At 62.0% G+C, this 12,530-nt stretch carries 11 protein-coding genes and 1 pseudogene; 7 read left to right on the top strand and 5 right to left on the bottom strand.

The window, feature by feature from the left end:
- The first annotated feature begins 86 nt into the window (after positions 1-86).
- Complete coding sequence (gene secA, locus RS9916_RS11170; RefSeq protein WP_007099525.1) at positions 87-2,939, top strand: preprotein translocase subunit SecA; 2,853 nt, start codon at positions 87-89, stop codon at positions 2,937-2,939.
- Positions 2,940-2,951: 12 nt separating this feature from the next.
- On the opposite strand, the pseudogene cysE reads toward secA, so the two are convergent.
- Positions 2,952-3,758, bottom strand: a pseudogene (cysE, locus tag RS9916_RS11175) (serine O-acetyltransferase); the annotation flags it as partial.
- A gap of 1 nt (position 3,759) precedes the next feature.
- Complete coding sequence (locus RS9916_RS11180) at positions 3,760-4,749, bottom strand: GntR family transcriptional regulator (RefSeq protein ID WP_007099527.1); 990 nt, start codon at positions 4,747-4,749, stop codon at positions 3,760-3,762.
- A gap of 79 nt (positions 4,750-4,828) precedes the next feature.
- Here RS9916_RS11180 and RS9916_RS11185 point away from each other — a divergent pair, with 79 nt between their 5' ends.
- The gene (locus RS9916_RS11185) at positions 4,829-5,578 is read left to right on the top strand and encodes a dienelactone hydrolase family protein (RefSeq protein WP_038024554.1); all 750 of its coding nucleotides are present in this window, start codon (positions 4,829-4,831) and stop codon (positions 5,576-5,578) included.
- Here RS9916_RS11185 and infC read toward each other — a convergent pair.
- A complete protein-coding gene (infC, locus tag RS9916_RS11190; RefSeq protein ID WP_007099529.1) occupies positions 5,569-6,225 on the bottom strand; it encodes a translation initiation factor IF-3 in 657 nt (218 codons plus the stop codon). The two genes, RS9916_RS11185 and infC, sit on opposite strands and share 10 nt — an antisense overlap.
- Before the next feature lie 66 nt (positions 6,226-6,291).
- A complete protein-coding gene (gene miaA / locus RS9916_RS11195; protein ID WP_050752332.1) occupies positions 6,292-7,236 on the bottom strand; it encodes a tRNA (adenosine(37)-N6)-dimethylallyltransferase MiaA in 945 nt (314 codons plus the stop codon).
- A gap of 117 nt (positions 7,237-7,353) precedes the next feature.
- On the opposite strand from miaA, the gene gyrB reads away from it, so the two are divergent.
- Genes gyrB through RS9916_RS11215 form a run of 4 tightly spaced genes read left to right on the top strand, consistent with a single transcriptional unit; the run spans position 7,354 to position 10,448 of the window.
- Positions 7,354-9,321 (top strand): DNA topoisomerase (ATP-hydrolyzing) subunit B, encoded by a 1,968-nt coding sequence (gene gyrB, locus RS9916_RS11200; protein WP_007099531.1) that lies wholly within the window; start codon positions 7,354-7,356, stop codon positions 9,319-9,321.
- Positions 9,321-9,659, top strand: a complete 339-nt coding sequence (locus tag RS9916_RS11205) for a hypothetical protein (protein WP_007099532.1) — start codon at positions 9,321-9,323, stop codon at positions 9,657-9,659. Before gyrB ends, RS9916_RS11205 begins: the two co-directional genes overlap by 1 nt.
- Positions 9,652-10,053 carry a CrcB family protein gene (locus RS9916_RS11210; RefSeq protein WP_007099533.1) on the top strand — a complete coding sequence of 134 codons (402 nt, stop codon included), beginning with the start codon at positions 9,652-9,654 and terminating at the stop codon, positions 10,051-10,053. Before RS9916_RS11205 ends, RS9916_RS11210 begins: the two co-directional genes overlap by 8 nt.
- Entirely contained in the window at positions 10,053-10,448 is a 396-nt protein-coding gene (locus RS9916_RS11215) for a CrcB family protein (protein ID WP_007099534.1), read from the top strand. Before RS9916_RS11210 ends, RS9916_RS11215 begins: the two co-directional genes overlap by 1 nt.
- 9 nt (positions 10,449-10,457) lie before the next feature.
- On the opposite strand, the gene RS9916_RS11220 is transcribed toward RS9916_RS11215, so the two are convergent.
- Complete coding sequence (locus RS9916_RS11220) at positions 10,458-10,937, bottom strand: glutathione peroxidase (RefSeq protein WP_007099535.1); 480 nt, start codon at positions 10,935-10,937, stop codon at positions 10,458-10,460.
- 88 nt (positions 10,938-11,025) lie between these two features.
- Here RS9916_RS11220 and mgtE point away from each other — a divergent pair, with 88 nt between their 5' ends.
- Positions 11,026-12,414: a magnesium transporter gene (gene mgtE / locus RS9916_RS11225; RefSeq protein ID WP_007099536.1), complete on the top strand. Its 1,389-nt coding sequence runs from the start codon at positions 11,026-11,028 to the stop codon at positions 12,412-12,414.
- Positions 12,415-12,530 lie beyond the last annotated feature (116 nt).

Below are 12,530 nucleotides of genomic sequence, written 5' to 3' on the forward strand. Positions count from 1 at the left end.
GGTGAACGTCAGCGTCGTATTCCCGTTCTCTGCCAGGCGTTCCCCGTGTTCTCAGTAGGCTGGCCCCCAGACGATCCACCGCTTCCATGCTCAAGCTCCTGCTGGGTGACCCCAATGCCCGCAAGCTGAAGCGCTACCAGCCGATCGTCTCGGACATCAATCTGCTGGAGGAGGAGATCGCTCCTCTCAGCGACGATGAGCTGCGGGGCAAGACGGCTGCGTTCCAGGAGCGCCTCGCCAACGCCGGCAGCCTCAAGAACCAGCGCCCGATTCTGGATGAAATCCTGCCGGAGGCTTTCGCGGTGGTGCGCGAAGCCGGCAAGCGGGTGCTGGGGATGCGTCATTTCGACGTGCAGCTGATCGGCGGCATGGTGCTGCACGAAGGCCAGATCGCAGAGATGAAGACCGGCGAAGGCAAGACCCTGGTCGCGACTCTGCCCAGCTACCTCAATGCCCTCACCGGCCGTGGCGTGCATGTGGTGACCGTGAACGACTACCTGGCCCGCCGTGATGCGGAGTGGATGGGCCAGGTGCACCGTTTCCTCGGTCTTTCCGTCGGTCTGATCCAGCAGGACATGGATCCCTTCACCCGGCGACAGAACTACGCCTGCGATATCACCTACGCCACCAATTCGGAGCTGGGGTTCGACTACCTCCGCGACAACATGGCGAACGACATCAGCGAGGTCGTGCAGCGGGAGTTCCAGTACTGCGTGATCGACGAGGTGGATTCAATCCTGATTGATGAAGCCCGCACCCCGCTGATCATTTCCGGTCAGGTGGAACGCCCCCAGGAGAAGTATCAGCAGGCCGCCCAGGTCGTGGAAGCACTGGAGCGGGCTGCCGAGATGGGGAAAGACGGCATCGATCCGGAAGGTGATTACGAGGTGGATGAGAAGCAGCGCAGCTGCACCCTCACCGATGACGGCTTCGCCAAGGTGGAGGAGTTGCTGGGTGTCTCGGACCTCTACAACCCTCAGGACCCCTGGGCCCACTACATCACCAATGCCCTCAAGGCCAAGGAGCTGTTCGTTCGCGATGTGAATTACATCGTTCGCGACGATGAAGCGGTGATCGTTGATGAATTCACCGGTCGGGTGATGGCGGGTCGTCGCTGGAGTGATGGCCAGCACCAGGCGATCGAAGCCAAGGAGGGCCTGCCGATTCAGGCTGAAACCCAGACTCTGGCGTCGATCACCTATCAGAACTTCTTCTTGCTCTATCCCCGACTGGCGGGCATGACCGGCACGGCGAAGACCGAAGAAGTGGAATTCGAGAAGACCTACAAGCTGGAAACCACGATCGTGCCCACCAACCGGGTGCGGGCTCGCAAGGACCTGGCAGACCAGGTCTACAAAACCGAAACGGCCAAATGGCGTGCTGTGGCCAAAGAGACGGCGCAGATTCACCGCGATGGGCGGCCTGTGCTGGTGGGAACCACCAGCGTTGAAAAGAGTGAGTTGCTGAGCACCCTGCTGGCGGAGGAATCCATCCCCCACAACCTGCTCAATGCCAAGCCTGAAAACGTGGAGCGGGAGGCCGAGATCGTGGCCCAGGCCGGTCGTTCCGGCGCCGTCACCATCGCCACCAACATGGCCGGCCGCGGCACCGACATCATCCTTGGCGGCAACAGCGATTACATGGCCCGCCTCAAGTTGCGGGAGGTGTTGTTACCCCGCTTGGTGAAGCCCGAGGAGGGTCACCGACCCCCGGTGCCGCTGCAGCGCAGTGGCGAGGCATCCGGGTTCGCGGCCAAGGCGGCACCTGCGACGGGCCCCCATGGCAACGCCCCCAGTGAGGCGCGTGCCATCGGCAATCTCTACCCCTGCCAGTTGAGTGAAGACACCGATCAGTCCCTCGTTGACCTGGCCAAGGATCTGGTCAAGGCCTGGGGTGATCGAACGCTGAGTGTGATCGAGTTGGAGGACCGTATTTCCACAGCCGCGGAGAAAGCGCCCACGGAGGACCCCCAGATCGCAACGCTGCGCGCTGCGATCGCTCGGGTCAAAGCCGAATACGACGTGGTGATCAAGCAGGAGGAGGCGCTCGTGCGGGAAGCCGGCGGTCTGCATGTGATCGGCACCGAGCGCCATGAATCGCGGAGGGTGGACAACCAGCTGCGTGGTCGTGCTGGCCGTCAGGGGGATCCCGGCAGCACTCGCTTCTTCCTCTCGCTGGGCGACAACCTGTTGCGCATTTTTGGCGGCGATCGTGTGGCTGGCCTGATGAATGCCTTCCGCGTTGAGGAAGACATGCCGATTGAATCCGGCATGCTCACCCGTTCCTTGGAAGGGGCGCAAAAGAAGGTCGAGACCTACTACTACGACATTCGCAAGCAGGTGTTTGAGTACGACGAGGTGATGAACAATCAGCGTCGTGCGGTGTACACCGAACGCCGCCGTGTGCTGGACGGCCGTGAACTGAAAAAGCAGGTGATCGGCTACGGCGAACGCACGATGAACGAAATCGTCGAGGCTTATGTGAATCCCGATCTGCCGCCAGAGGAGTGGGATGTGGGCCAGCTTGTGGGCAAGGTGAAGGAGTTCGTCTATCTGTTGGAAGATCTCGAGCCCGGCCAATTGCAGGGGCTGTCGATGGAGGATCTCAAGGCCTTCCTCCAGGAGCAGCTGCGCAACGCTTACGACCTCAAGGAGGGGCAGATCGAGCAGGAGCGTCCGGGGCTGATGCGCCAGGCCGAGCGCTTCTTCATCCTTCAGCAGATCGACACCCTCTGGCGGGAGCACCTTCAGGCCATGGATGCCTTGCGTGAATCCGTGGGTCTGCGCGGCTACGGCCAGAAGGATCCGCTGATCGAATACAAGAACGAGGGCTACGACATGTTCCTGGAAATGATGACGAACATGCGACGCAACGTGATCTATTCGATGTTCATGTTCCAGCCGGCCCCTGCTGCCGCTGAGCCCACCGCCAACGTCTGAGTTAGGCGTGGGTCATTCGCCCAGAAACTCAAGGATTTCCCGGTCCTTGAGGTTCTGGGCCTGACCTGATCGCACTTCCTTGATCGGAAGGTCACTGGCCACGGCTTTCAGCGTGGCCTGAAGGTTGGTGACTTGGTTCTCCAGTTGGTCGATCCGTTCCATCAGATTGCGGATCACGTTGGCTTCGGCATCCGGCAGGGCCGAGTGGGCCAGGGGATTGATGCGCACACCGCTTTGGTGGATGACTCGCCCGGGAATGCCCACCACCGTGCAGTTGGCCTCCACGTTGCGCACCACCACTGACCCAGCGCCGATGCGGGTGTTAGTGCCGATTTTGAGGGCGCCCAGCACCTTCGCGCCCGCACCCACCACCACATTGTTTTCCAGGGTGGGGTGGCGTTTACCGCTTTCTTTGCCGGTGCCCCCCAGGGTGACGCCCTGATACAGCAGGCAATGGTCCCCCACTTCGGCGGTTTCACCGATCACCACGCCCATGCCGTGGTCGATGAAGACACCGTTGCCGATGCGGGCGCCGGGGTGAATCTCGATGCCGGTCAGGCCACGGCTCAACTGGCTCAGCAGGCGGGCCGGCAGTTTTAAGGGGAGGCGTGACCGCCACAGGCGGTGACTGAGGCGGTGCGCTGTGATGGCTTGAAAGCCTGGGTAGCAGAGCAGGATTTCCAGGGCACCCCGGGCAGCTGGATCCCGTTCACGGATAACGGCCAGGTCGGCTCGGATCTGTTTGAACATGGCTCCGCCGGGACTGCACGCTTGCCTGGTTGAGGCATCATCTCTCGTCGCCGGTGCCGGTTGTGATCCTTCAGCTGGTCTGAAGACCGATTTCCTTGCGCAGCAGCTCGATCGTGTCGCCGCTTAGATAGCTCTCGGCGCAGTGCACCTGGGGCATGCGCATCAGTTGGGAGCGGTTCTGGCGCAGGCTCTGTTCCACCAGGGGAAGGCTGGGGCGGTCGCAGAGCACGTGGCTTGAGGCCCGCAGCAGCGCCAGCAGCCTGCTGCCCACGTCTGGGGTGGCGGTCATCAGCAGCAGCTCATTGCCCCGCATGCTGTGCAGAATCACCTCGGCAGCTCGGAGGATGCCGGGACTAATGCTCACCAGGCCCACGCAGCTGCCGGGGCGCAGCTCCTTGAGCAGATTGAGCTCTTCGCGGAAGTCATTGAGATCCACCGCCACGGCCCGCACGCCGTGGCGTTTGGCCAGGTCCTCGACGGGCTGAAGGAAATAGCGGCTGGTGACCACGGTGCCGTTGCTGGCGCTTTCCAGCACGCTTTCCAGTTCCTCCATGGGCACCACCTCCACGGGAACGTCGAGGCAGGGCTCCAGCTCCTCAGCGATCAGCATCGAGGCGCCGATGTCTTCTCTGGGGGTGCTCACCAGCACCCGGGCGCCGCAGCGCAAACGCCAGTCGATCTCTCGCGTGAGCAGTTCTCGGGTCTGTTGCAGGGTGCAGCCTGCATTGAGAAGCCCATCAACGCATTTGCGCACCTCGCGATCGAGGTCGGTCACCCCGCGGTTGCGGATGTGCACCGGAGTGCGCACCTCTCGGGGTTTCTGCTGGTCGCGCACATAGATGCCGGAGCCGGCCATGGCTTCGACCACGCCGTCGGTTTCCAGCTGGCGGTAGACCTTGCTGATCGTGTTGCGATGCAGGCCGGTCTGCATCGCCAGCTGGCGTGTGCTGGGCAGGCGATGGCCAGGCGGGTAATGACGCGCGGCGATCGCGAAGCAGATTTGGTTGTAGAGCTGGGTCGACGCCGGAATGTCGCTTTCCTGCTGAATGTGGAATCGCACGCCGGTGGACCGGATCGGATTGCGGCCACCCTAAGAAGTGATCGGTCTGGTGACAATTGATTGGGTGGTCTGTCTCCTGATGCCGATTTCTCAGCAGCCTTTATTGCCTGGCCACTGGCAGATGCTTCAGGGGGCCGATGGTCCGTTGCGGTGTTGGTGGTCGCCAGTTGATGACACTTCGCCGTCTCTAGGGCGTGCCGTTCTCGTGCTTCCTGAGGTGTTTGGCGTGAATGCCTGGGTGCGCAGCGTCGCTGATCGGTTGGCGGGTGCGGGTGTGCCGGCCCTGGCCATGCCCCTGTTCTCCCGCACCGCTCCTGACCTGGAGCTCGGTTACGACCCCGACGCCTTAGCGGAGGGGCGCCGGCATAAAGACCGCACCACCGTGGCTGGAATCCTGGAGGATGTCGCTGCTGCGGCGCGCTGGTTGCAGGTTCAGGGGTGTTCCCGCTTAACGGTGGTGGGGTTCTGCTTCGGGGGCCATGCCGCTTTGTTGGCGGCCACCCTGCCCCAGGTGCAGGTCAGCTTTGACTTCTATGGCGCAGGCGTCTGTCAAGGGCGTCCTGGCGGGGGAGCCCCAAGCCTGGAGCTGCTACCCCAGGTGCATGGACAACTCACCTGCCTCTGCGGCACCGCAGATCCGTTGATCCCCGTGGGTGATCAGAAGCAGATTGAAGCGGCGCTCACGGCTGAGGATCCCTCTGGGACCCGGCTGCGCTACGAGGCCTTGGAGGGGGCTGACCACGGCTTCATGTGTGAAGCCCGCAGCAGCTTCAGCCCTGCGGCATCGGCGCGGGGCTGGCAACTACTGCTGGAGAGTGTTCAGGTCTGAGGGCTGGTGCTTGCGGCCCTGGCAGCACGCGGTGGCGCCGTGATCGTGCGCACGGCTTTCACCACCGGCTGATCGTCAGCCTTGTCCTTCTTCACCAGCGGCGTTTTGCGCGGCGTGAGGAACATGATCATGTTGCGACCTTCCCGCTTGGGAGCCTGCTGGATCTCAGCCTGTTCCTCCAGATCCTTCGCCATGCGACGCAGCAGAACTTCCGCCAGGGCGGTGTGCTGAATCTCCCGGCCACGGAAGATCACGGTGCACTTCACTTTGTCGCCGGCTTTGAGGAAGCGCTGGGCCTGACCAATTCGCACGTCGTAGTCGTGCTGATCGATCTTGTAGCGCATCTTGACCTCTTTCACTTCGGTCTGATGCGACTTCTTCTTCGCTTCTTTGGCCTTCTTTTCTTGCTCGAATTTGAACTTGCCGTAGTCCATGATCCGGCACACGGGCGGATCAGCCTTCTCGCTCACGAGCACCAGGTCCAGTTCCCGTTCCTGCGCGACCGACAGCGCTTGTTCCCTGTCGATCACGCCCAGCTGGGTGCCGTCGGCATCGACCACCCGTAGCTGCGGATAATTGATGCGGTCGTTGATGTTGGGGAGCTCCCTGACAGGAGCGCGTCGATCAAACCGGGGACGTGGAGGCATTCAGGGTGTTGAGGGAACCAGGGAAGGACGACGATGCAGCTTGTGCTGGCAAAGCCACTTCTCTTCTCACACTAGACCTCCTCTGATCAGTGTCATCGCTTCATTGAGCGGGTCCGCACTTCGTAGCCAGTGGGGTTGATGCTGACGACGGAACCAGGTGCGCTGTCGTTTGGCGAATTGCTGGGTGCGTTTGGTGGTGGTCGCGATGGCCTGCTCGCGGCCGATGGCGCCGTTCAGTTCTTGTAAAGCTTCGCCGTAACCGATCGTTTGCAGCAGTGGTAGATCCGCGCCGTAGTGATTCCGCAGTTGCGCGGTTTCATCCACCAGTCCTTGGTCGTAGAGCTGACGGGTGCGCAGGGCGATCCGCTGGCGCAGGTCGGTGGGGTCCAGGCCCAGTTCGAGCACCCGCCAGGGGGGTGGGGTGGCTCCCTGCTGGGCGGTGATGGTGCGGCCCGTGGCGTAGAGCACTTCCAGAGCCCGTTGGGTGCGCACCGCATCGGCGGCAGCGATCCGTTGGCCCGCTGCCGGGTCGGCCTGGCTGAGCAGGCCGTGGCAAATCGGTTGGCCCAGTTGCTCAAGTTGGGCCCGCAGCGTCGGTTGGGGTGGCACGGCTGGTGGCTTGAGGCCTCCGGTGAGGGATTTGAGGTACAGCCCGCTGCCCCCCACCAGCAGCGCGCTGCCACGGCTCTGAATCGATTGATTGACCGCTTCCATCGCCAGGGTTTGGAACTCCTGCAGGGTCAGTGGCGCGTCGGGGGTGCGCAGATCCAGCAAGTGGTGCGGCACTTCGGCTTGCTGCGCCGGTGTGGGCTTGGCGGTGCCCACGCTCATGTCGCGGTAGAGCTGGCGCGAATCCACGTTGATCACGTCCAGCTGCAGTTCCTTCGCCAGGGCGATGCCCAGGGCGGTCTTGCCGCTGGCGGTGGGACCCAGCAGCACCACCACCAGGGGCAGAGCATCGCCGGATTCGGTGTCTGCGGCGCGGCTGGCGAGGGTGCTGATGTCGGCCATGGGCGGAGGCAGGGGGTGCACCCCCTCAAACAATGACGCCTCAGAGGCCTCTGCAAGCGTCTCTGGTGCGCCGGTGGTAAATTCAGCCTGACAGGAGGCCTGGCAGACCACGCACGCATGAGCGAAGCCTCAAAGGTTCAAGCCGCCTACGGTGCCGAGCAAATTCAGGTTCTGGAAGGACTGGAGCCGGTCCGGAAGCGCCCGGGCATGTACATCGGCTCAACTGGGCCGCGTGGTCTCCATCACCTTGTTTATGAAGTTGTCGACAACTCGGTCGACGAAGCCTTAGCCGGCCACTGTTCCGAGATTCAGGTCGTTCTCGCTGAAGACGGTTCAGCGTCGGTCACGGATAACGGTCGTGGCATTCCCACCGATGTGCATCCGCGCACCGGCAAGAGCGCTTTGGAAACGGTGCTCACCGTGCTGCATGCCGGCGGCAAGTTTGGAGCCGGCGGTTACAAGGTGTCCGGTGGACTGCATGGCGTTGGTGTCTCCGTGGTCAACGCCCTGAGTGAGTGGGTGGAAGTCACCGTGCGCCGTCAGGGCAAGGTGCATCGTCAGCGTTTTGAGCGCGGCGCCGCGATCGGCAGCCTGCGCTCCGAAGAGCAGCCCGCTGAGGAAAACGGCCTCACGGGCACCAGCGTTTGCTTCAAGCCCGACATCCAGATCTTTACGGGCGGCATCGTTTTTGACTACGCCACCCTTGCCGCCCGTCTGCGGGAACTGGCTTACCTCAACGGTGGTGTGCGCATCGTCTTCCGCGATGAGCGTGAAGCAGCCCGCACCCCGGAGGGAGAGCCCCACGAGGAGATCTATTTCTACGAAGGCGGCATCAAGGAATACGTCGCCTATATGAATAAGGAGAAGGACGCCCTTCATCCCGACATCATCTATGTGAATTCGGAGAAGGATGGCGTGCAGGTGGAGGCTGCCCTGCAGTGGTGTTCCGATGCCTATTCCGACAGCATCCTGGGTTTCGCCAATAACATTCGCACTGTTGATGGAGGCACCCACATCGAAGGCTTGAAGACGGTGCTCACGCGCACCCTCAATGCTTTCGCGAAGAAACTCGGTAAACGCAAAGAATCGGATTCCAACCTGGCCGGCGAGAACATTCGTGAAGGCTTGACGGCGGTGCTGTCGGTGAAGGTGCCGGAACCTGAATTTGAGGGTCAGACCAAGACCAAGCTCGGTAACACCGAGGTTCGGGGAATCGTCGACAACCTGGTGGGCGAGGCCCTCAGCCAGTTCCTCGAATTCAATCCTTCGGTGATCGGCCTGATCCTGGAGAAGGCAATCCAAGCCTTCAACGCGGCTGAAGCCGCTCGACGGGCCCGTGAACTGGTGCGCCGTAAGAGCGTGCTGGAAAGTTCAACCTTGCCTGGCAAGCTGGCTGACTGCAGCTCCCGCGATCCCTCCGAGTCGGAGATTTACATCGTGGAGGGTGACTCGGCTGGTGGCTCCGCAAAGCAAGGCCGCGACCGTCGCTTCCAGGCGATCCTTCCTCTGCGCGGCAAGATTCTCAATATCGAGAAGACCGACGACGCCAAGATCTACAAGAACACGGAGATTCAGGCGCTGATCACAGCCCTCGGTTTGGGGATCAAGGGCGAGGACTTTGATGTCAAAAACCTGCGCTACCACCGGGTCGTGATCATGACCGATGCCGATGTGGACGGCGCCCACATCCGTACCCTTCTGCTCACCTTCTTCTATCGCTATCAGAAGGAGTTGGTTGAAGGTGGTTACATTTACATTGCTTGTCCTCCGCTCTACAAAGTTGAGCGGGGTAAAAATCACACTTATTGCTACAACGAGCAAGACCTCCAAAAGACCCTTGCTGCCTTCCCAGAAAAAGCGAATTACAACATTCAGCGTTTTAAGGGCTTGGGTGAAATGATGCCGGCCCAGTTGTGGGAAACCACGATGGACCCCACCACGCGCACCATGAAACGGGTGGAGATTGAAGATGCCCTCGAAGCCGATCGCATCTTCACGATCCTGATGGGCGACAAAGTGGCGCCACGGCGGGAATTCATCGAGACCCACAGCGCCGAGCTCGACATGACCAATCTCGACATCTGATGCAGCGACCGGTGGTCTCCGTCCTGCGTTGGAGTTGGTTGCTGGGCATTGCATTGCTGGCGCCGGCAGCGCTTCCTGCCGGTGGTGCAGATCGCCGTCAGCCCGAGGTGCGTCGCCGTTCTGCGGGTGGACCGTTGATCAGTGGCGGAGGGGATGTGTTGCAGGCAGCCCCCCATATCAGTGCCCCCGCGCTGCGCCGGCTGGATCTCGGCACGCCATTGCAGGTGCTGCGTCGCTGGCGCTGTGAGAATGGAGAGGAGTGGTTGCAGGTGCAGGTGGCGGCCACCGTCGGTGCTGATCACCCCGCTCAGACGCGGCGCGGCTGGGTGCATGGCTGATTCACTCCTGGTCGCCAAGCAGGTGCTGCTGGTTGGCCTTGGTGCGATTCCCGGTGCCTGGCTGCGGCTGCGGGTGGTGAATCATTTCGAGCCGGTGGTGCCCCGAAAGCACTGGGGCACCTTTGCGGTCAATCTGATTGCTGCCTTTGGTCTGGGGTTGGTCGCCGGCCTGGGGGTGAGTGGCAACTGTCAGCCGTCAACGGCCAATGGTCCGTTGATGTTGTTGGTGGCCACGGGATTCTTCGGCAGCCTCAGCACGTTTTCCACGTTTGCGGTGGAGCTGCTCAACACCCTGCGTGAGCGTCAGTGGCTTGAAGGGATTGTGCTTTCTGTGGGTTCGATTCTTGGGGGCTTGCTGGTGGCCGCAGCGGGCTATGCCCTGGGGATGGCGTGATGACTGGTAGGAAGTCCGATCTCACCCTGCGCCAGGACTTGACCGAATTGGTTCTGGTGGCGATCGGTGCCGTTCCTGGAGCTGTGTTGCGCTGGCAGCTTGGGGTGCACTGGGCTGATCAAGACCTGATCGCCAATGTGGTTGGAGCCTTGCTGTTGGGGTTGCTTGCCGGATTGCCGACGCGGCCGCGGCGTCAGTTGTTGGTCGGTATCGGGTTTTGCGGTTCGCTCACCACGTTCAGCAGCTGGATGGTGAACTCCGTGAAGTTGCTGGCTTCGGGCCAGTGGGCTGCAGCTGTGGGCTTGATTGCGCTCACCCTTGGCCTGGGGCTGGGGGCTGCGGCGGTGGGCTTTGGACTTGGGCGGGCCCTCAAAGGACCCGCGCCAAGCGGATGAAGTCGGTGGTCAGGCGGCCAAGGCTGCCTCAATGGCTGACTTCAGTTCGGCGGATTCGGGATCGACCCCGCTCTTGAAGCGGGCGATCACGGTGCCGTCCTTGCCCACCAGGAACTTCTCAAAGTTCCAGGCCACATCACCAGCGGGTTCCATCTGGTTGAGGGTGGTGTAGGGCTCGGTGGTGGTGCCGGTGGCGTGCACCTTGTCGAACAGTTCGAAGCTGGCGCCGTAGGTGGTGGAGCAGAAGGTTTTGATCTCCTCCAGGGTGCCGGGCTCTTGGGCGCCGAAGTCGTTGCAGGGGAAGCCCAGCACTTTCAGGCCTTTGGCGCCATAGCTCTGGTTGATGGCCTCAAGACCGGCGTATTGCTTGGTGAAGCCACAGCGGCTGGCCACGTTCACGATCAGCAGCACGTTGCCGGCGAAGTCGCCCAGGCTCTTGTCGCTGCCATCGGCGCTGCGCACCGTCACACCGTTCACGCTCGGGGCCATAGATCTAAATGAAAGAGAGCAGACCCTAGCTGGGAACTGCTGGCTGCAGGCATGGGCCATACACTGAGCAGGCCCAGACCACTGGCCGATGGACGAGGCAACTGGGGTGGTCGCGTCTGTTGTCACCCAGCAGCTGGAAACGATGCTGACGGCGGGCAATTACGACGCCGTCAAGTTGCTGTTGGAACCGGTCCAACCGGTGGATATCGCTGAGGCGATCGGCAATCTGCCGCGCACTCTGCAGGCGCTGGCGTTTCGTCTGTTGGGCAAGGACGAAGCGATTGAGGTCTACGAATATCTGGATGCTGCGGTGCAGCAAAGCCTGCTGGAGCGCCTGCGTTCCGGGGAGGTGCTGGAGCTAGTGGAGGAGATGTCACCTGATGACCGGGTGCGTCTGTTTGATGAGTTGCCAGCCAAGGTGGTGCGGCGGCTGCTGGCGGAGTTGAGTCCGGCGGAGCGACGGGTCACGGCCCAGCTGCTCGGCTACGAGGCGGAGACCGCCGGCCGTCTGATGACAACGGAGTTCATCGACCTCAAGGAGTTTCACAGCGCGGCTCAGGCCCTCACCATCGTGCGCCGCCGGGCACGCGATACCGAGACCATCTACAGCCTGTATGTCACCGATGGGCAACGCCATCTCACCGGCATCCTGTCGCTGCGCGATCTCGTGACGGCCGATCCCGATGACCGGGTGGGCGATGTGATGACCCGCGATGTGGTGAGCGTGGGAACGGATACGGATCAGGAAGAGGTGGCCCGGGCGATTCAGCGCTACGACTTCCTCGCCGTGCCGGTGGTGGACCGGGAGCAGCGGCTGGTGGGGATCGTCACCGTCGACGACGTGATCGACGTGATTGAGCAGGAAGCCACCCGCGACATCTATGCCGCCGGTGCTGTGCAGGCTGGTGATGAAGACGATTACTTCCAGAGCAATCTGTTCACCGTGGCCCGCCGGCGCGTGGTGTGGCTGGCGGTGTTGGTGGTGGCCAATGGCTTCACGACACAAGTGATTGCCATGAATGACGGCGTGTTGCAGGAGGTGGTGCTGCTGGCGGCCTTCATCCCTCTGTTGATTGGAACCGGTGGCAATGTGGGCGCTCAGAGCTCCACGGTGGTCATCCGAGGCTTGAGCACGCAACGCATTCAGGCCCTTGGCCCTGTGCAGGCGATTTTTCGCGAGGCGATCGCCGGAGCGCTGCTCGGTTTATTGATGCTGGTGTTGGTGGTGCCGTTTGCCTGGTGGCGCGCGGGCGTCGATGGTGCCTTGGTGGGCACGGCTGTGGGCATCAGCCTGATGGCCATCTCTACGCTGGCGGCCACTGCAGGAGCAGCGCTCCCGTTGCTGTTCAACCGGATGGGGCTTGATCCTGCCTTGATGTCAGCGCCCTTCATCACCACAGCGACGGACGTGGCTGGAGTGTTCATCTATTTGCGAACGGCCGATTGGCTCCTGTTGCATCTGCCGCCCGCGGCCTGAGATTGGCAAGGTCGCCGCGGCGCGCTTGGCTAGGGATTTTTACCTAATCTCCCGCTTTCGAGCTTTCCTGAGAGCCTGTTTACACTTCTTTAGAGGTAAGCTTTACATAACGCAAA

The sequence above is a fragment of the Synechococcus sp. RS9916 genome (genome assembly GCF_000153825.1).
Classification (GTDB): domain Bacteria; phylum Cyanobacteriota; class Cyanobacteriia; order PCC-6307; family Cyanobiaceae; genus Synechococcus_C.

Bases quoted from the DNA above. Each gene is read 5' to 3' on its own strand.
- RS9916_RS11215 (WP_007099534.1), top strand. From the start codon at position 10,053: ATGACTGGTAGGAAGTCCGATCTCACCCTGCGCCAGGACTTGACCGAA.
- secA (WP_007099525.1), top strand. From the start codon at position 87: ATGCTCAAGCTCCTGCTGGGTGACCCCAATGCCCGCAAGCTGAAGCGC.
- gyrB (WP_007099531.1), top strand. From the start codon at position 7,354: ATGAGCGAAGCCTCAAAGGTTCAAGCCGCCTACGGTGCCGAGCAAATT.
- RS9916_RS11210 (WP_007099533.1), top strand. From the start codon at position 9,652: ATGGCTGATTCACTCCTGGTCGCCAAGCAGGTGCTGCTGGTTGGCCTT.
- infC (WP_007099529.1), bottom strand. From the start codon at position 6,225: ATGCCTCCACGTCCCCGGTTTGATCGACGCGCTCCTGTCAGGGAGCTC.
- RS9916_RS11185 (WP_038024554.1), top strand. From the start codon at position 4,829: ATGCCGATTTCTCAGCAGCCTTTATTGCCTGGCCACTGGCAGATGCTT.
- RS9916_RS11205 (WP_007099532.1), top strand. From the start codon at position 9,321: ATGCAGCGACCGGTGGTCTCCGTCCTGCGTTGGAGTTGGTTGCTGGGC.
- RS9916_RS11220 (WP_007099535.1), bottom strand. From the start codon at position 10,937: ATGGCCCCGAGCGTGAACGGTGTGACGGTGCGCAGCGCCGATGGCAGC.
- mgtE (WP_007099536.1), top strand. From the start codon at position 11,026: ATGGACGAGGCAACTGGGGTGGTCGCGTCTGTTGTCACCCAGCAGCTG.
- miaA (WP_050752332.1), bottom strand. From the start codon at position 7,236: ATGGCCGACATCAGCACCCTCGCCAGCCGCGCCGCAGACACCGAATCC.